General features: G+C 65.9%; 12 protein-coding genes. 8 read left to right on the top strand and 4 right to left on the bottom strand.

Going from position 1 to position 18,279, the window contains the following annotated elements:
• Positions 1–10: 10 nt before the first annotated feature.
• On the bottom strand, positions 11–1,216 hold the full coding sequence (locus IE243_RS10165; protein WP_191319255.1) for an ABC transporter substrate-binding protein: 1,206 nt from the start codon (positions 1,214–1,216) through the stop codon (positions 11–13).
• Positions 1,217–1,737: 521 nt separating this feature from the next.
• Between IE243_RS10165 and IE243_RS10160 the strand changes: the two genes are divergently transcribed.
• From IE243_RS10160 to IE243_RS10125, 8 genes are all read left to right on the top strand, one after another.
• Positions 1,738–2,748, top strand: coding sequence for an ABC transporter permease (locus IE243_RS10160; RefSeq protein ID WP_191319254.1), 1,011 nt, complete (start codon positions 1,738–1,740; stop codon positions 2,746–2,748).
• A gap of 35 nt (positions 2,749–2,783) precedes the next feature.
• Complete coding sequence (locus IE243_RS10155) at positions 2,784–3,857, top strand: sugar ABC transporter substrate-binding protein (RefSeq protein WP_191319253.1); 1,074 nt, start codon at positions 2,784–2,786, stop codon at positions 3,855–3,857.
• Between the two features lie 166 nt (positions 3,858–4,023).
• On the top strand, positions 4,024–6,204 hold the full coding sequence (locus IE243_RS10150; RefSeq protein ID WP_191319252.1) for an ABC transporter permease: 2,181 nt from the start codon (positions 4,024–4,026) through the stop codon (positions 6,202–6,204).
• A 2-nt stretch (positions 6,205–6,206) separates the two neighbouring features.
• The gene (locus IE243_RS10145; RefSeq protein ID WP_191319251.1) at positions 6,207–7,328 is read left to right on the top strand and encodes an SMP-30/gluconolactonase/LRE family protein; all 1,122 of its coding nucleotides are present in this window, start codon (positions 6,207–6,209) and stop codon (positions 7,326–7,328) included.
• Positions 7,325–8,869 (top strand): sugar ABC transporter ATP-binding protein, encoded by a 1,545-nt coding sequence (locus IE243_RS10140; protein ID WP_191319250.1) that lies wholly within the window; start codon positions 7,325–7,327, stop codon positions 8,867–8,869. Before IE243_RS10145 ends, IE243_RS10140 begins: the two co-directional genes overlap by 4 nt.
• Positions 8,870–9,108: 239 nt before the next feature.
• Complete coding sequence (locus IE243_RS10135) at positions 9,109–9,558, top strand: VOC family protein (RefSeq protein WP_191319249.1); 450 nt, start codon at positions 9,109–9,111, stop codon at positions 9,556–9,558.
• 102 nt (positions 9,559–9,660) lie between these two features.
• The gene (locus IE243_RS10130; protein ID WP_191319248.1) at positions 9,661–10,869 is read left to right on the top strand and encodes an MFS transporter; all 1,209 of its coding nucleotides are present in this window, start codon (positions 9,661–9,663) and stop codon (positions 10,867–10,869) included.
• 134 nt (positions 10,870–11,003) lie between these two features.
• On the top strand, positions 11,004–12,146 hold the full coding sequence (locus tag IE243_RS10125) for a hypothetical protein (RefSeq protein WP_191319247.1): 1,143 nt from the start codon (positions 11,004–11,006) through the stop codon (positions 12,144–12,146).
• 111 nt (positions 12,147–12,257) lie between these two features.
• On the opposite strand, the gene ocd is transcribed toward IE243_RS10125, so the two are convergent.
• The 3 genes from ocd to putA all read right to left on the bottom strand — a co-directional run bounded on the left by ocd (position 12,258) and on the right by putA (position 18,146).
• Positions 12,258–13,313: an ornithine cyclodeaminase gene (gene ocd, locus IE243_RS10120; RefSeq protein WP_191319246.1), complete on the bottom strand. Its 1,056-nt coding sequence runs from the start codon at positions 13,311–13,313 to the stop codon at positions 12,258–12,260.
• On the bottom strand, positions 13,310–14,245 hold the full coding sequence (gene rocF, locus IE243_RS10115) for an arginase (protein WP_191319245.1): 936 nt from the start codon (positions 14,243–14,245) through the stop codon (positions 13,310–13,312). The genes ocd and rocF overlap by 4 nt, the downstream gene beginning before the upstream one ends.
• 232 nt (positions 14,246–14,477) lie before the next feature.
• The gene (gene putA, locus IE243_RS10110; RefSeq protein ID WP_191319244.1) at positions 14,478–18,146 is read right to left on the bottom strand and encodes a bifunctional proline dehydrogenase/L-glutamate gamma-semialdehyde dehydrogenase PutA; all 3,669 of its coding nucleotides are present in this window, start codon (positions 18,144–18,146) and stop codon (positions 14,478–14,480) included.
• Between the last annotated feature and the right edge of the window lie 133 nt (positions 18,147–18,279).

Below are 18,279 nucleotides of genomic sequence, written 5' to 3'. Positions count from 1 at the left end.
TGGCGCGGGGTCAGTCAATGTCTTCCTGCTTCCATTGTTCCCCGTCGAACACCGAAATGTAGAGTTTCCGGAATGGCGTATAGTCGTCCGGCGTCGCGGAATAGGTCACGCCAGGCAACAGGGCCGGGGCCTTGACGCCGTTCATGCTGGTCATCTGCTTCAGCAGGTTCTTGCGGGTCAGATCATCGCCGCAGCGCTCCAGCCCCAGCGCCAGCACCGTGGCGGCGGAATAGGCGACGAAGGCGAGATCGTTGTCGGGATCGACGTTGGGCAGATACTTCTTGCGGAACGCGTGGAACTGCAGGATTTCCGGATCGTTGGCCCACTCCGGGCTGCCGAGACTGCGGAACGTGCGGGCGGTGGTCAGGCCGACGGCGTTCTCCTTGCCGGCGGCGTTGATCATCGGCGCGCCGACCGCCGTAGAGGAAATGAGGTGGAGCGGCTTCCAGCCCAGCTCCGCCATCTTGCGGATGGCCTGGGACGACGCCTTGCCGGTGGACGCGTTGAGAACGATGTTGGCGCCCGACTGGTAGAGCTTCAGCACCTGGCTGTCGATGGTTGGGTCGGTCAGGTCGTAGGGCGCCTCGGCGATGATCAGCTTGTCGGCCCGATCGCCCAGCGCCTCGCGAAATCCCTTGACATAGTCGCGGCCGAATTCATCGTTCTGGTACAGCAGCGCCACCTTGGGCTCCGACACTTTCTTCAGGGCGTATTTCGCCAGGATGTGGCCTTCGGTCGGGTATAGCGCCTGGCCGGGCACGGTCCACGGGAACTCCTTCGGATTGTTCCAGCGCGAGGCTCCGGTGAACAGGTAGAGCTGCGGCACGCCCTTGCCGTTCAGATATTTCTGCACCGCCAGCTGACCGGCGGAGCTGGTGCTGCCGAAGAGCGCCAGAACGCCATCCTGCTCCACCAGCTTGCGGGTTTGCTCCACGGTTTTGGGGGTGCTGTAGGCGTCGTCCATGCTCAGGAAGATGACCTTGCGGCCGTTAATGCCCCCCTTCGTTTCATTGAGCATGTCGAAATAGGCCTTCATCGACCGGCCGATGACGCCATAAGGCGCGCCGGGGCCGCTATGCGGGATGGTCTGGCCAATTTTGATTTCGGCATCGCTGGCGCCGACGTCATACGCCTTGCCTTGCGTCTTGCTTTGGGCCCAGGCAGGCGCCGACAGGGTCATGGCGGCGGCGATCACGCCGGCAACAAGTGCGCGCATCTGATCCTCCCGATTTGCCGACTGTCCTGCCGGCGATCTGCGCCAGCGAACGAACGGCTGGATTATTTTTCTACAGGCTAGAAGCAGGCGATGCGCAGATCAATGCGCGCCCTGGCATGCCGCTGCTGCATGGGCCTGCGGCGGCGCGCGAAACAGAGCAGCGTCGCCGAGCATATGCCGGCAGGATGTCTGTTGATGGGTCAGGTCGGTGTGGGTGCATGATACGGTATTGAAATTATTGAATAATATAAATCGCCGCCGTCGATCATCCATAAAAATTTCTTATGCGCATATACAAAATTTGTTATTTCTCTTTACGGCCGCCTCATGACGTAATCTGATGCGGTTCAGACGACGGCTGGCGCCTTCGATCATCCTGCGATCATCCTGCCCGCCCGATTGGCCGGGAGCCAGGGGCCGGGCGCCAGGACAGCGTTTTCTTTTTGCGATGCCCTTGACATCGCCGGTTCGTCAGGGCGGCCAACAGCCCGGCGTGGGTGGAAACAGACAGCGGAGCGGGCATGACCCAGGCAGATATCGCGGTTGGCCGGCGCCAGTCGGCGGGAAGTCGCCGGAAGTTGCAGTCACAGGAGCTGGCGATCCTGGCCATCGCGGCCCTGCTGGCTCTGATATTCGCGGTCACGCTGCCCGGCTTCGCCACCATCAACAACATGCTCACCCTGGCGCGCAGTGTTTCCGTGCTCGGCGTTCTCAGCCTCGCCATGGCCCTGGTGGTTATCGGCCGGGGCCTTGATCTGTCGCTGATCGCCAGCATGGCGGCCGGCGCGGCGGCGGTGATGGCCTTGCTGGGCGCCGGCTATGCGTTCCCGGTGGCTGTTCTGGCCGGGCTGGCGGTGGCGATGGCGATTGGCCTCGCCAATGGCTGGATCATCGCCTTCATCGAGGTGCCAGCCCTGTTCACCACGCTGGCCATGTCGCTGCTGGTGTTTGGCGTGGCGCGGTTCGCCTTCAAGACCGTGCTGGTCTATCCGCCGACCGACGCGCACGCCTTTCTGTTCCTTGGCCAGGGCAAGCTGTTCGGCGTGCCCATGCCGATCATCGTGTTCGCCGTCACCGCGGCGGCGATGCACCTGTTCCTGTCGCGCACGACGCCCGGGCGCTTCACCTATGCGCGCGGCGACAACCCCGAGGCCGCCCGGCTGACTGGCGTCGACGTGCGCCGCGACATCATCATTTCCTACATGCTCGCCGCGGGCCTGAGTTTGCTGGCGGGCCTGGTGTCAGCCTCGGCCACCGCCAGCATGAACCTGCAGATCATCACCGGCACGATGATTTTCGACGTGGTGCTGGTCGTCGTGCTGGGCGGGGTCAGCCTCGTCGGCGGGCGCGGCAGCGTGCTCAGCGTCCTGGCCGGAGCGCTGCTGATCGGCGTGCTGCTCAATGGCCTCACCATCATGAACGTCAACAACCAGATGCAGGACGTCGTGCGCGGCCTGGTGCTGCTGGGCGCCATCATTCTCGATAACCGCCTGCATCCGCGAGACGAGGAAACAGCCCGTCAGGGCGACTGAAACTTCCAGAGACAACAAAATCGGGGGAGACTTCCATGCGCGTATCCAGAGCGTTTTCCAGCGGCGGCGCCCGGGCGCCCGGCTCCATCCGGCGCGTCATCGCCAGTTCCGTGCTGGCCGGCAGTTTCGCCCTCGCGGCGTTGGCTGGCCCGGTCCTGGCCGCTGACGCCCCGAAACCTTCCAAGAACGCGCTCGAACTGCAGGCCAGGGCTGAAAAGGCGCTCAAGGGCAAAACCATCGGCTGGGTGCCGGTGACCCTTGGCATTCCGCTTGCCGATGAGTGGACCGCCACCATGAAGCAGGAAGCCGAGAAGCTCGGCATGAAGCTGGTGGTGCGCGATCCCGGCTGGAACGCCACCGCCCAGTTGCAGGCCGTCTCCGCCCTGATCGGCGAAAAGGTCGATGTGATCGTGGTGCAGAACCCCAACGTGCAATTGCTGGCGCGCGAGTTGAAGCGCGCCAACGAGGCCGGCATCTATGTGGTTCAGGTCAACATGGCTTCCAACTATGACGGAGACGCCTATGTCGGCGCCGACTTCATTCGGGTCGGCCAGTTGCTGGGCGAGGACGTGGTGAAGGCCTGCGGCAAGGGCTCAGGCACGTCGGGCAAGGTGCAGATCGTCCAGGGCGAACTCACCGCCACCGCCAGCCTCGACCAGCTCGCCGGCCTGATGGAGGCGCTGAACAAGGACGAGACGATCAAGGTTGTCTCCAACCAGGCCGCCAACTGGGACGCCACCAAGGCGCTGGACATCACTTCATCGGTCATCCAGCAGCATCCGGACCTGTGCGCCAGCGTCGGTTTCTGGGGCGTGATGCAACGCGGCGCCTCCCAGGCTCTGAAGACCGCCGGCAAGCTTGACCAGGTCAAGAGCTACGCCTCCGGCGAGGGCGGGCCGGCCGATTGCGACATGCTGCAACAGGGGCTTCTGCACAAATACATGAACTATCAGGCGCGTCTGCAGGGTCACGACATCATCCAGACCATCAGCTTCCTGCTGCAGAACGGCGACAAGCCAGGGACGAAGCACATCGCCAACTTCAGCCAGCTGGTGATGCTCGACAAGGAAACCGGCAAGGGCGACGCCTGCTACAGCGCGCGCAAGTAACGGCCCGCAACCTCCGGCTCCGGGCGCCGGCGCACGCCGCCGCCCGGATCTCGCGGGGCGTTTCCAGCCGCCGCCTCGCGCAGCGCCATGCGCCAAACCAGAAGGACGCTGTCAGAACCGGCGCTGTTGACCGGGCCTGGCCGCAGGCTTTCGCAGGGAACCCTTCATGTCGGTCGTGACGTCGCCAACCCCGTCCCAATCATCGTCCAGCGACACGCTGAAGGCGCTGCGCTACCGGTTTTCCGCCAAGCTGTTCCTGTCGGAATTGCTGGCGAAGAACTGGATGGAGCCCATTGTCCCGTTCACGCTGATGCTGGCGCTGCTGGGTTATTTCGCCGCCACGGTGCCTGGATACCTCTCCGTCGACAATCTCCAGCAGATGCTGAACCTGTTCGCGGAGATTGGCCTGGTGTCGATCGCCATGGGCTTTGTGATGATTTCCGGCGGCATCGACCTCAGCGTGGGCGCCATCTTCGCCGTGACCAATCTCGCCGCCCTGATCATGTTCAAGATCTTCGGCTGGCCGGTTCCCGTCGCCGCCGTCTGCACGCTGCTGCTCGGCGCCGGGCTGGGCGCCATCAACGGCTGGCTGGTCGGCTATCTGAAGGCGCGACCGTTCCTGACCACCCTGGTCACGCTGATCATCCTGCGCGCCGTCTTCGACATGGTCAGCGGCCGTTACGCAACGGATTTCGCCACCTCCGACGTGGAAAGTCCGGCGTGGGATTTCCTCGGCGCCGGCCGGATACTTGGCGTGCCCACCAACGCCGCGGCGCTGCTGTTGGTGATCGTCATCGGCCACGTCTATCTCAGCCGCTCGCGCTGGGGCTGGCACATCACCGCCGTTGGCTCCAGCCGCAAGGCGGCGCGCCACGCTGGCATCCGGGTCGAGCGGGTGCTGTTCGGCGCCTACGTGCTCTCCGGCGTGTTGTGCGCGCTGGCCGGCCTGTTCTACGCCGCGCGCCAGAACAGCGCTGGCTCCGACACCGGGCAGGGCTGGGAAATGCAGGCGCTGACGGCGGTAGTGCTTGGCGGCATCTCGCTCGCCGGCGGACGCGGCACCGTGTTTCGCGCCTGCCTCGGCGCCATCATCGTCTTCCTGCTGATCAACGGTTTCGTCCGCCTCGGCCTCGAAGGCTATCTGACCCTGTCGGCGCTGGGTCTGGTGCTGCTGATCGCCGTTGGCGTCGACGTCAAATGGGCCAAGAACCGCGGCAAGGCGATCCAGAAAATCTACGTCAATCCCACCTGGCTGAAGCTGCCGCCAACGCCGTCGATCACGCGCGGTTCGGATTCGCCTTTCGCCGAAAATGACCGTCTGTCCCACGCCGAGCCGATCGGCCTTGGCGAGGTGGAGGGGCCGGAAGACGTCATCCTCGACCGCCAGGACCGGCTCTACACCGGCACGCGCGAAGGCTGGATCCTGCGGTTCTCGGGCCCCAATTTCACGCACCGCGAAATCTTCGCGCGCATCGGCGGGCGACCGCTTGGCATGGCCTTTGACAGGGATGAAAACCTGATCGTCTGTTCCGGCGGCATGGGCGTCTACGGCGTCAGGCCGGACGGCGAGGTCTTCAAGGTTACCGACGAGACCAACCGCACCTGGGGCAAGCTCAACGACGACTCGCGCCTGCGTCTCGCCGACGATCTGGACATCGCTCCGGACGGCAAGATCTACTTTTCCGAAGCCACCATCCGCTACGAGATGCACTCCTGGGACATGGACGGCATCGAAGGGCGCGGCAACGGTCGCATGATCTGCTTCGATCCCGCCACCGGCCAGACGCGCACCATCATCAAGAACCAGCGCTTCCCCAACGGCGTTTGCATCGCCCACGACGGTCAGTCGGTGCTGTATTGCTCCACCTGGCTGTGCAAGGTGTTCCGCTACTGGATCGCGGGGCCCAAAAAGGGACAGGTCGAAACCTTCACCGACAACCTTCCGGGCTACGCCGACAATATCAATCGCGCCTCGGACGGCGGCTACTGGCTGGCGCTGGCCGGCATCCGCTCCCCCGCCTACGACCTCGCCATGCGCAACCCGGATTTCCGCCTGCGCATGGTGAAGGAAATTCCGCGCGACGAATGGCTGTATCCCGGCCTCAACAACGGTTGCATCGTCAAGCTCGACGCCAACGGCAAGCCGGTCGAAAGCCTGTGGGACCCCAGCGGCGCCCTGCATCCGGCCGTCACCTCAATGCGCGAGCACCGCGGCTGGCTGTACATCGGCGGCCTCGAAAACAACCGCATCGGCCGCGTGCGGCTCGACGGAGCGGACCCGGACTGGACCGGCCAGGACTCTTACTGGGGCAAGCCGTCTGACCAGAGCGGGCGGCGGGAGAACTGAGCATGGCCTTCTACAGTCACATGCTGCGCAACATGCGTCAGATCCTGTTCCGCGACGAGGACCAGCACGCCATTCCCTCCATGGACGGCCCGCTAAGCCCGAACAACGACCTCGACGCTTTCGCGCCGGTTGTCGATGATCTCACGGAGGTCGATGACGCGGTTGCCGGTCCGGACGGCCTCTACATCGCCAATGGTCGTGACGTCGTGCTGATGGGGAGGGATGGTTCGCGCGCGACCATCGCCCGCTTCGAGGCGCCGTGCGGCGCCCTGGCGCTGCATCCGGACTATCGCGTTCTCGTTTGCGTCGCGGGTCGGGGGCTCGCCGCCGTGCGCGCCGATGGCGGGGTGATCTGGCTCACTGAGGCCGGCGGCGCGGCGCTGACGTGCCTGACAGCGGTCGCGGTCGCGCCGGATGGGGCGATCGTCGTCGCCAATGGCAGCGCCCGCCATCCCGCCGCCGACTGGTTGTGGGATCTGATGGAGAAGAACGCCGGCGGTCAGATCGTCGTCTGCAACGCCGGGCTCGGCGACGCCCGCATCGTCTTTGACCGGCTGGCCTGGCCGCATGGCGTCGCATTCTCCCATGACGGCGCCAGTCTGTGGTTTACCGAGAGCTGGGCCCACCGCGTCAGCCGGGCGCCCTGGTCGTCCGGCGGCCCCGGCGCCCGTGAGATCGTCATCGGCAATCTGCCCGGCTATCCGGCGCGGCTGTCGGCGACGGCGGACGGCGGCTTCTGGCTCGCCCTGTTCGCTTTGCGGACCCATCTGGTGGAGCTGGTGCTGACCGAAGACGGCTTCCGCAAGGAGATGATGGCGACGATCCCGCCGGAGCTGTGGATCGCGCCGCAATACGCGTCCGGCCGCAGCTATCTGGAGCCGCTACAGGGCGGCGGCATGCGCAAGCTTGGCATTCTCAAGCCATGGGCGCCGCCGCGTTCCTACGGCTTCGTCGGCCATATCGACGGCCATGGTGAATTTGACTGCAGCCTGCAAAGCCGCGTGGGCGGCCAGAGCCATGGGGTCGTCAGCGTGGTCGAAAACGGCGGCGACCTGCTGGTTGTTTCGAAAGCGCGCGGCCAGGTTCTGGGCGGCCAACGTCAGGGTGGGGAGAGCAGGCAATGAACAGCCCGGTGGACCACCAGAAGACGGCGACAGCAACCGCGCGCAGGGACGCGCCGGTGCTTGAGGTGCGCGACGGCTCCAAGATTTATGGTGGCGTGCACGCCATCGAAGGCGTGAGCTTCGATCTGTATCCGGGAGAGGTGCACGCCCTTGTCGGCGAGAACGGCGCCGGCAAGTCCACGTTGTGCAAGGCCATCGCCGGCGCCATCCAGCTGTCGGCCGGAGACATCCTCATCGACGGCAAGCCGGTGAAGTTTTCCCGCCCGGGCGACGCCCTGGCCGCCGGCGTTTCCATGGTTTACCAGGAAACCTCGCTGGTGCCGACCATGACGGTGGCGCAGAACCTTGAGCTGGGAAACGAACCGCGGCTGACGCGGTTCCGCTCGCTCAACATCCAGGCGCAACAGCTGCTGCAATCGCTGAATTTCCATGTCGAGCCCACCGCTTATGTGGCGACGCTGGGCGCCGCCCGCCGGCAGATGGTGGAAATTGCCCGCGCGGTGAAGCATCAGGCGCGGGTCATTGTCTTCGACGAGCCAACGGCGACGCTGACGCCAGAAGAAATCATGCATTTCTTCCACCTGGTTGAGGATTTGCGCGCCCGCGGCGTGGCCATCATCTACATTTCGCACGCGCTGGAAGAGGCGCTGAAAATCTCCGATCGCATCACCGTGCTGCGCGACGGCCGCCACGTCGTCACCGCGCCGACGCGGGACCTGACCCGGGCTGACATCGTGCGCCACATGGTCGGCCGCGAGGTCATCCAGGAGCGGCCGCAGCGTTTGCCCGCGGCCGCGAGGGCGTTGCGTGAGAAGGTGCTGACCGTCGAAAACGTCACCATGGGCACGGCGGTGAAGAACATGTCCTTCACACTGTACGCCGGCGAGGTGGTCGGCATGGCCGGGTTGATCGGCTCGGGCCGTACGGAAATCGCCCGGGTCATCGCCGGCGCGCTGAAGCGCAACCTCATTAACGGCGGCAAGATCTATTTGCGCGGCAAGCCAATCCGTTACCGCACGCCGCGTCAGGCCATCGACGACGGCATCGTCTACATCACCGAGGACCGCAAGGTCGACGGTTTCTTCGAAACCATGGCGATCGACGACAATATCTACATCGGTCGTCTGGCGACGAAACAGGGCTGGACCTTCGCGCTCAACGCCGGCGATCGCAACCGCATCGCGTCCGAACTGATCAGGCGGCTGCGCATCGCGGCGCTCGACAGCCGCGCCAAAATCATCGAGCTTTCGGGCGGCAACCAGCAGAAGGTCGTCGTCGCCAAGGCGCTGGCGCAGGAGCCGCAGGTGGTGATTTTCGACGAGCCGACGCGTGGCGTCGACGTGGGCGCCATTCCAGAAATCCACGCCGCCATCCGCAAGCAGGCGGAGGAGGGCAAGGCGGTGCTGGTGATCTCGTCCTATCTGCCCGAAATTCTCTCGGTGTCAGATCGCATCCTTGTGACCCGCATGGGGCGCATCGCCGCCGAGATCGATGCAACGGAAGCAGACGAACAGAAAATCATGTACGCGGCGATTCACTAGAGCTGCCCCGTCATCCGGGAATGCTTCTGCGATACCGGGTTCACGCGCTTGCGGCCGGGGCGTTCCCGCAGATTACAAATATGTTGAAGCAAACGCGATCCGGCCAGGCCCCTGGCCGGATCGCGTTTGCCGGGCCGCATCGTCGCCGGCCGGCCGACGCCGCCATGGGAGCCGGGTTGACATGGCCGGCTATATAAGTTGATATCAACATATATCACGAACCCCATCGGGAGGATCCCATGAAGATCGTCACCAGCCTCAGCTTTCAGGGGCAGTGCCGTGAGGCGTTTGAGTTTTATGCAAAGGTGCTCGGCGGCAAGATCACGGCCGCGTTTCCCTACGGCGATGGTCCGCCCGACATGCCGATCACCGACGACAAGTACAAGTCATGGCTGATGCATTGCTGGCTGGAGGTCGGCGATCAGGCGTTGATGGGCGCGGACATGGACGTTGCCTGGGCGTCAAACATCGACAAACCCAAGAACGGCTTCGACGTCACCCTGCATACGGAGGACAAGGCCGAGGGGAAGCGCTGGTTCGATGAGCTGTCCGCCGGCGGCGCGCAAATGATGCCGTTCGGTGAAACCTTCTGGTCGCCGGGCTTTGGCTCGCTGGTCGACCGTTTCGGCATTCCGTGGATGATCAACACCATCCCGCCGGCTGGCTGGACCCCGACGCAACAGGGTTGAATCCTGACGCCGGGGTTCTCCCCCGACCGGCCTCGCTGACAACGACGGACCCGGTTTCGCAGGGATGCGATACGGCGGGGCGCCAGATGCCTGGAGGACGCCATGGCGCATTCATATCGCTGGGTGATCGTTGCTGCTGGCGGCCTGCTGGGTTGCGTCGCCGTGGGCGCGATGTTCTCATTGCCTGTTTTCCTGCGGCCGATGTCGCAGGACACCGGGTGGTCGATCACCGGCATTTCAGCGGCGATGACGATCGGCTTCCTCGCCATGGCGGTGGCAAGTCTGGTCTGGGGCGGGCTTTCCGACCGGTTCGGCCCCCGACCGGTTGTCCTTGCGGGCTCCATCGTTCTCGCGGCGAGTCTCGCTCTCGCCAGCCGGGCCGGGTCGCTTGTCGCGTTCCAGTTGCTGTTCGGCGTGCTGGTGGGCGCAGCCACCGCGGCGGTGTTCGCGCCGATGATGGCCTGCGTGACCGGCTGGTTCGAAACCCAGCGCGGCCTTGCCGTGTCGCTGGTTTCTGCTGGCATGGGCATGGCGCCCATGACCATGTCGCCGTTGGCGGCGTGGCTGGTCACCGCCTACGACTGGCGCGTCGCCATGCAGATCATCGCCGGCATCGCCGCAGCCCTGATGATCCCGGCCGCGCTGCTGGTTCGCCGTCCGCCGGCGCTGGAAGGCGCCCAGGCCGGGGCAGGCGCGGACGACGCGCAATCCGGCATGACGGTGCGGCAGGCCATGGCCTCGCCGCAGTTCATCACCCTGATGCTGGCGAATTTCTTTTGCTGCGCGACCCACTCCGGGCCGATTTTTCACACGGTCAGCTATGCGGTGACCTGTGGCGTGCCGATGCTCGCGGCGGTGTCAATCTACAGCGTTGAAGGCGTGGCCGGGATGTTCGGGCGCATCGGCTTCGGCCTGGCCGGAGACCGGTTCGGGGCCCAGCGCATTCTCGTTCTCGGTCTGCTGGCCCAGGCGTTCGCCGTGCTCGCTTATGCCTTCGTCGGCCAGCTTGGCGCCTTCTACGCCGTCGCGGTGATGGTGGGGTTCATATACGCCGGCACAATGCCGCTCTATGCGGTGATTATCCGGGAAAACTTCCCGCTGCGGATGATGGGCGCCATCATTGGCGGCACGGCGATGGCGGGCAGCCTCGGCATGTCCACCGGACCATTGCTGGGCGGGCTGATCTACGACCATTTCGGCAGCTATGCGCCGATGTACGCCGGTTCGTGGGTGATGGGCCTCGCCGCCATGATGATCCTGATGACATTCCGGCCATTTCCGCAACGTCAGGCGGCAGTTGTTGTGGCCTGACGCCAGACCTGGTCCGCCTGGTCTGGCGGATGCACCCTGGAGGGGCGGCGCCACAATCGCGTGTGGCCGGTTCTATCGGCGAGGCCGGTGATCTATAGGTAGCTGGTCGCCAACCGGACGTCCTGGAGATGGCCGTGGACCTTGCTACGCTCGTCGCCGCCATCGCCCTGTGGGCGCTGATCCAGGGCGGTATTTTCCTCGTCCGCTGGAACAGGTTGCGCGATGGCGAGGAGCTGCTCTGGTTTGGAGCCGGCTTCGTCGCGGTTGGCGTTGGCGCGGGCCTCATGGGCGCGCGGTATTTTGGTCTTCCCTATCTGCTGACGAATGTCGCGGCGAACATTCTGCTGCTGACCGGCACGTCCCTGTTCATTCAGGGAACCCGGGCGGTTGACGGTCTAAGGCCGGTTCCCCTGTTGATCGTGGCCCCCGGCGCGCTTTGGGCCATCGCGAGCATGTCCGGGAGTTTTCGCGCGGACCCCCACATGGCGGTCCGCCTGTACTCCGTTCTGTCCGTAACACTCGTGGGCGTCGCGGGCGCGCAACTCATTCGTGGCGGGACAACGCTCTGGGGGCGGCGCATCCGGCTAGGCCTCTGGGCTTTCGTGGCGACCGCCATGATCATCCGGATCGTTCATGTCGACGAAATGATCCCGGGCCTCCGCGACCGCTACGCGGCGACGACCTGGCACGTCATTTTTCTGAGCATGTCGGCGGCGTCGATCGTGTCCATTGGCTACATCAATCTGGCCTTGTCCGAGAGTATCGAAAGGCTCGGGGCCTTTACCAGGGCATTGGAGCACAGCCTGTCGACGTTGACGGCGCGTGGACGCCTGCCGCCACAGGCATTGCCGCAGGAACGCGCGTTCCTGTGGTCGCTGCGCATTGACCGGCTGCTGTTCGAACGCGCGCCGGTGGGGGAATTCGGCGACGTGGATATCCGCGACATCGCGCAGGGGATCGTGGCCTGCTGCCCGGGGATCGTGGCGCTCCGGCGGGTCGGCGCCGACAGGCTCATCTGGTGGACAGCGGCCGGCGCGGGTGACGCGGCGGGCCAGTTGCACAAATTGACAGAGATGCTGGCGTGCATCGCCGCGCGTCCGACGTTTCCAGGCATCCCCATGAGCTGTGGCGTTGCGCCCGTCAGTGGCAATGATCTTGCCGACGCCGCGACCGCGGATCGCCGGGCGCGGATCATTCGCGTCGGCGCGCAGCCCTGGCGAACGGCGCCTGACGGCGGGTCGCCTGTTGGTCAGCCTGAGCGTGATCCCGTTCTCTGACACAGCCGCTGCGGTTGTTTCGGGGAAAAGCCGGCTCCATTTTTGTGCGGACAATGCGGTAGACCCAGGGGGAAACCGGCGGTTCTGGCGCTGGCGCGTCCGCAGGTTCGCTCAGGGGCGGGCCGCCCCCGGAGCGGCGCGCATCAGCATCCCGAACAGGTCGCGCGGGTCGTCCGGGTCGGCGAGCAAATCGAGTTCTTCATAGAATTCCGGCGTCAGCCGGTCGCGGACGTAGCGCAACGCTGAAAAGTCCTCTATGGCGAAACCAACGGAATCGAACAGCGTGATCTGTTGCGCTGATGTGCGGCCGGGCGCGGCGCCAGTCAGGACGCGCCACAGTTCGGTGGCGGGATAATCCGCCGGCAATTGCTGGATTTCGCCTTCGGTGCGCGTTTGCGGCAGGTGCTCGACAAAAATGTCGGCGCGCAACAGCAGTTCGCGTTGCAGTTCAGTCTTGCCGGGACAATCGCCGCCAACGCCGTTTATGTGCGCGCCGGCGCCGACCATGTTGTCGCTCAGGATGACCGCGCGCTGTTTGCTGGCGGTGACTGTCGTGATGATGTCGACGTCGGCCACGCAGTTCTGGACGCTGTCGCAGATGCTGAGATCGAACCCGCGATTGGCTAGGTTGCGGGCGCACCTGACGCTCGCGGCCCTGTCAATGTCGTAAAGCCGCAACCGGTTGACGCCGAGCAGGGCCTGGAAGGCAATGGCCTGGAACTCCGCCTGGGCGCCGTTGCCGATGATGGCCATGGCGCGCGCATCCGGCCGCGCCAGATAGCGGGCGGCCATCGCCGATGTCGCTGCGGTGCGCAGGGCGGTCAGCAGGGTCATTTCGGTCAACAGCATGGGATAGCCGCTGCCGACATCGGCAAGCAGGCCAAACGCCGTAACGGTTTGCAGCCCCTGGGCGGCGTTGCGGGGATGGCCGTTGACGTATTTGAAGCCGTACAGCGTTCCGTCGCTGGTCGGCATCAGTTCGATCACGCCATTGCGGCTGTGCGACGCCAGACGCGGCGTTTTGTCGAAAACCTCCCAGCGCCGGAAATCCTCTTCCAGGTATGCGCCAAGCCCGGCCAGAAAGGCGTCGACGCCGCTGGCGTGGATCAGCCGCATCATGTTGTCGACGCTGACAAACGGCACGATATTGCGGGCAGGCGTACTCATGTGAATCCCCTGGTGGGGCGGTCGAGTACGCGGCGTCCGAGCAGGCTGGCGACGAGATCGACCATCAGCGTCGCCGTGCGGCCCCGTTCATCGAGGAATGGATTCAGCTCGGCGAGGTCAAGGCTGCCAACCAGGCCGCTGTCACACAGCATCTCCATGATCAGGTGCGCCTCCCGCACCGTCGCGCCGCCTGGCACGGTCGTGCCCACCGCCGGGGCGACGCCGGGGTCGAGAAAGTCCACGTCAAGGCTGACGTGCAACACGCCGCCGGCGGCCGCGACCTGCTCAAGAAACGCTCGCAACAGCGGCGCCAGGCCATATTCGTCGATCGCCCGCATGTCGTGGGTGATGGCGCCGCTCCGGGCGATGGCGCGCCGCTCGTCCACATCGACGCTGCGCAGCCCGATGAGACAGACGTTGGCCGGATCGATGCGCGCCTGGAGGTCTGGCAAATAGCCGGAAAATCCGGGCAGGCCGCAGGCATAGGCAAGTGGAACGCCGTGCAGATTACCGGAAACCGAGCTGTCGAGGGTGTGAAAATCCGTATGGGCGTCAAGCCACAGCACAAACAGTTTGCGGCCGCTCTGCGCGCAAAGATGGGCCCGCCCCGCCAGGCTTCCGGCCGACAGGCTGTGGTCGCCGCCGAGGCAGATGGTCAGGCCGGCGTCGCCGGCGCGCCAGACGGCGTCAGCGATCGCCGTTGTCCAGGCGGCGATTTCAGGCAGGTTCCGGATGGCGGGATTGGGGTGCGCCATTGGCGGAGGGGCGATGGCCGCCGGCTGGACATCGCCATGGTCAATCACCGTGTGCCCCAGTTCGGCAATGGTTTGGGCCAGGCCAGCGGTGCGGTACGCGGCGGGCCCCATGATGCACCCGGGCCGGCCGGCCCCGTCTTCGACTGGCGCGCCAATAATGTTGCAGATCGTGCTCATGCCGCCGCCTGTTTCAGTTGGAAATATAGCATGCTTGGGAGGGCGCAGCCCTGTCCTGGTGCGGTTTCCGCCAATACCAGATCCGGTGAGCCTGACGCATGGCCTGTTTCCTGAAGTGTTGCCGGCGGGTTCTGGTGGGACCCACGCTGCGGAAGCGTGTCCTGCGAGGCCCTGCCTCCCGGGTTGCCGCGCAGATCGCGGATGCATCAGCAGTTTCGCGACCTGGTCCAGATCAGCCTGGTCCGTCGCCCGCCTCCAGCGCCAGCAGGCCCGGGTTTCCCCCTGCCGCTGCGATATTAAGGGAGAGGGCGGTTTCATCCAGCAGCCGGTCCAGCGCCCACAGGTCAGGCTGCGCCGCGATGGCCCCGGACGTCGCCGACAGGACCGGGACGATTGGCCCCGCGCGCATCGCCAGTTGCCGGCGCAGTTCTTTCAACCGGTCCGGCGCGCCTTCGATCATGGCGGCGCCAAGGGCGGGAAGCTGATCGATGTGCGACGCCCATGTCAGATATTCCGCCGGTTCAGACGGCAGAGGCTGTTCCGGAAGATGGGACGCGACGATGACGGCGCGATTGCCCGTGGCCAGCGTCGCGGCGATCATGCTGTACAGACCCGTTGCTGTGGCCGGCGCCAGCAGAATGGCGCCGACGGGACCGATGCGCAGGCTGTTGTCTTCGCCGGCCGGACCGGGCAAGGCCTCACGCCCCTGCGGCCGGGCGCGCTGCGCCATGACGCGGGCCGCCGCGGCCACGGACGCCTGACCCTGGCGATCCAGCCAGGCCGCGAATGCCTCCGCCGCGCCCGCGCCGGCGTTATTTTCCGCAGGGGCAACCGGCCTGGCGAGCAGGGCGCTGATCATGAGTGGCCCGCCAGCTTTCGGGCCGGAGCCGGAAAGGCCACGACCGCCAAAGGGCTGGGAACCGACAACGGCGCCGATCATGTTGCGGTTCACATAGACATTGCCGGCCCGTATCCGCGCGACCACCCGGGCGATGGTTGCGTCGAGGCGCGTGTGCAATCCGAAGGTCAGGCCGAAGCCGGTATCGTTGATGGCGTCAACCAGCGCCTCCAGCCCGGGACGACGCCAGTGCAATATGTGCAGGATCGGGCCAAACGCCTCGCCCGGAACGTCGTCGAGGCTGTCGATCTCGATCAGGGTCGGCGCGACGAAGGTTCCGTGGATTGTCCCGTCCGGCAACGGCATGCGGTGGATGCGCTTGCCGGCGGCGGCCAGGCGGGAAACGTGCGCTTCCAGCATGTCCCGGGCCCCGGCGCTGATCACGGGGCCGACATCGACGGCGAGGTGGTCACTGCGGCCGACCGACAGCTCCGCCATCGCGCCACGCAGCATATGGATGGTGTGGTCGGCGATCTCCTCCTGCAGGCACAACACCCGCAAGGCCGAACAGCGCTGTCCGGCGCTGTCGAAGGCGGAAGCCAGCGCGTCCGCCACTACCTGCTCCGTCAGGGCGGAGGAATCGACGATCATGCAGTTAACGCCGCCGGTTTCAGCGATCAGCAACGGCGTTTCGCCTGCCACGCCGACCCGTTCCGCCAGCTGGAGGTTGAGTTTTCGGGCGACGGCGGTTGATCCGGTGAACAGCACGCCGGCGACATTGGGCTCCGCCGCCAGCGCCGCGCCCACGGAGCCGTCGCCGGGCGCCAGTTGCAGAACCGCACGCGGCGCGCCGGCCTCATGCAGAATGCGGACAGCTTCGGCCGCGATTAATGGCGTTTCCTCGGCCGGCTTTGCCACCACCGCATTGCCAGCGGCGAGGGCGGCGGCGATCTGGCCGACGAAAATGGCGAGAGAGAAGTTCCACGGGCTGATGCACAGCACCACTCCGCGCGGCGCGGCTTCAGGCGGCAGATCGCGCGCCTGCGCGCCGTAGTAGCGCAGGAAGTCGACGGCCTCGCGCACTTCCCCCAAGGCGTTGGCGGCGGTCTTGCCGGCCTCCCGCATCAACACCCCGGCCAGCGTCGGCGCGTTGGTCTCCAGCAGGTCTGAGGCGCGCGCCAGGCAGGCGGCCCGCTCTGCGCCGGAAGCATCCGACCATACGCGGGCCGCGGCGACTACGGCTCCGGCGCTCTCAGGGGCCAGATCGCAGGTCACGCCAACCTGGTCACGGTGATCGCCCGGGTTGACGATGATCCGCTCCGCCTGCGACGCGACCCCGTCCGCGACGGCGGCGGGCGCGCAGCGCCACTGTCGGGCGGCCGAGGCGTTCAGGCCTCGCCACAAAGCGGCGAGATCAGCCTCGCTGGCAAAATCCATGCCCATGGAGTTGCGCCGCGCCGGCGCGAACAGTTCGGCCGGGGCGCGGATGCCCGGGTGTGGGGCGCCGGGATCAGGCGTCGCCTCCATCGTGGCGACGGGGTCGGCGATCAGCGTCTCAATCGCGGCGCCCGGATCGGCGGCCAGGCGCACGAAAGACGAATTGGCCCCATTCTCCAGCAGCCGCCGCGCCAGATAGGCGAGCAGGGCGCCATGGGGGCCAACAGGCGCGTAGATCCGCGAGGCGACGCCATCGGCCAGCAACTGGTCATGAAGCGGCTCGCCCATGCCGTGCAGGCACTGGAATTCAAAGCTGTCGTGGTCGCGGCCGGCGGTCATGGCCAGCACCGCCGCGACCGAGCGCGCGTTGTGGGTTGCAAACTGCGGATAGATGGCGTCCGCCGCGTCCAGGAGCTGTCGCGCGCACGCCAGCCAGGACACGTCCGTATGGACCTTGCGGGTAAACACCGGGAAGCCAGCGAGGCCGGCGGTCTGGGCCCGCTTGATCTCGGTGTCCCAGTAGGCGCCCTTCACCAGCCGCACCATGATCTGTTCGCCGGAACGGCGGGCAAGATCGACCAGCCAGTCGATGACGCGCGGACAGCGTTTGCCGTAAGCCTGAACCACAAAGCCAAGACCGGCCCAATCGCCCAGATCCGGATCAAGCCTCAGGCGCTCGAACAGGTCCAGCGACAGTTCGAGCCGGTCAGCTTCCTCAGCGTCAATGGTGAGGCTGATGTCATGGCGACGGGCGAGCATCGCCAACGCCTTCAAGCGCGGGGCAAGCTCCGCCATCACCCGTCCTGCGTGAGCCCGGTCGTAGCGGGGATGTAGCGCTGACAGCTTGACTGATATGCCCGGGCCGCGTTTGTATCCGGCGCCATGGGCGGCGGCGCCGACAGCGCGAATGGCGTGTGCGTACTCGCGGTCGTAGCGACTGGCGTCATCCGCGGTGATCGCCGCCTCGCCCAGCATGTCGTAGGAGTGGCGATAGCCGCGCCGTTCGCGCGTCGCGCCATGCGCCAGCGCCGCCTCGATGGTATTGCCGGCGACGAACTGTTCGCCCAGCAGACGCATGGCGAAGTCCATTCCCGCGCGGATGGCCGGCGCGCTGCCCCTGGCAAGGAACTGCTCCAGCGTCCTGGCGGCTTCTCCATCAGGTCCGGCGCCGGCGATCCGGCTGGCAATCAGCAGCCCCCATGTGGCGGCGTTGACCAGCAGCGGGCGGTCCAGCCCCAGATGCTCCTGCCAGTGGCCGCCTGAAATCTTGTCGCGCAAGAGGGCGTCCTGCGTCGCCGCGTCGGGGATGCGCAGCAGCGCCTCCGCCAGACGCATCAGCGCCAGGCCCTCGTCGCTGGCCAGCGAATATTCCTGCAGCATGGCGCTGACGCCGCTGGCGCCCCCGGCGCGCAACGTTTCCGTCAACTGTCGCGCCCGGGCCCGCACCGCGCCTTCATCAGAGCATCGGGCGGCGGCGAGGAGTGGGGGCAGGCATTCGCTTTCAGGCGTCAGACACGCCGCCGTGATCGCCTGCCGCAGAGCGCTGGCCGCCTGAACAGGCGGAGCGAAGCATGAAAAGGGAGGCACAAATCCGTCGGGGGGGCTGCTGACGGCTCGTGGCTGCATGAAGCGCCTCCGGAATGCCTGGGTCGGCTCACATGATGTCGCCTGAGCGGGAGCATACAACAAAACCGGGAACGATAGCGGTCTCACGATTTGCCAGAATGGATGAGGGCATAACGGACGATGCGCGCCAAGG

The organism is Camelimonas fluminis, from assembly GCF_014656355.1.
Taxonomy (GTDB): domain Bacteria; phylum Pseudomonadota; class Alphaproteobacteria; order Rhizobiales; family Beijerinckiaceae; genus Camelimonas; species Camelimonas fluminis.
This window is presented reverse-complemented; position numbering and strand designations above follow the sequence as displayed.

Bases quoted from the DNA above. Each gene is read 5' to 3' on its own strand.
- IE243_RS10165 (WP_191319255.1), bottom strand. From the start codon at position 1,216: ATGCGCGCACTTGTTGCCGGCGTGATCGCCGCCGCCATGACCCTGTCG.
- IE243_RS10160 (WP_191319254.1), top strand. From the start codon at position 1,738: ATGACCCAGGCAGATATCGCGGTTGGCCGGCGCCAGTCGGCGGGAAGT.
- IE243_RS10155 (WP_191319253.1), top strand. From the start codon at position 2,784: ATGCGCGTATCCAGAGCGTTTTCCAGCGGCGGCGCCCGGGCGCCCGGC.
- IE243_RS10150 (WP_191319252.1), top strand. From the start codon at position 4,024: ATGTCGGTCGTGACGTCGCCAACCCCGTCCCAATCATCGTCCAGCGAC.
- IE243_RS10145 (WP_191319251.1), top strand. From the start codon at position 6,207: ATGGCCTTCTACAGTCACATGCTGCGCAACATGCGTCAGATCCTGTTC.
- IE243_RS10140 (WP_191319250.1), top strand. From the start codon at position 7,325: ATGAACAGCCCGGTGGACCACCAGAAGACGGCGACAGCAACCGCGCGC.
- IE243_RS10135 (WP_191319249.1), top strand. From the start codon at position 9,109: ATGAAGATCGTCACCAGCCTCAGCTTTCAGGGGCAGTGCCGTGAGGCG.
- IE243_RS10130 (WP_191319248.1), top strand. From the start codon at position 9,661: ATGGCGCATTCATATCGCTGGGTGATCGTTGCTGCTGGCGGCCTGCTG.
- ocd (WP_191319246.1), bottom strand. From the start codon at position 13,313: ATGAGTACGCCTGCCCGCAATATCGTGCCGTTTGTCAGCGTCGACAAC.
- rocF (WP_191319245.1), bottom strand. From the start codon at position 14,245: ATGAGCACGATCTGCAACATTATTGGCGCGCCAGTCGAAGACGGGGCC.
- putA (WP_191319244.1), bottom strand. From the start codon at position 18,146: ATGCAGCCACGAGCCGTCAGCAGCCCCCCCGACGGATTTGTGCCTCCC.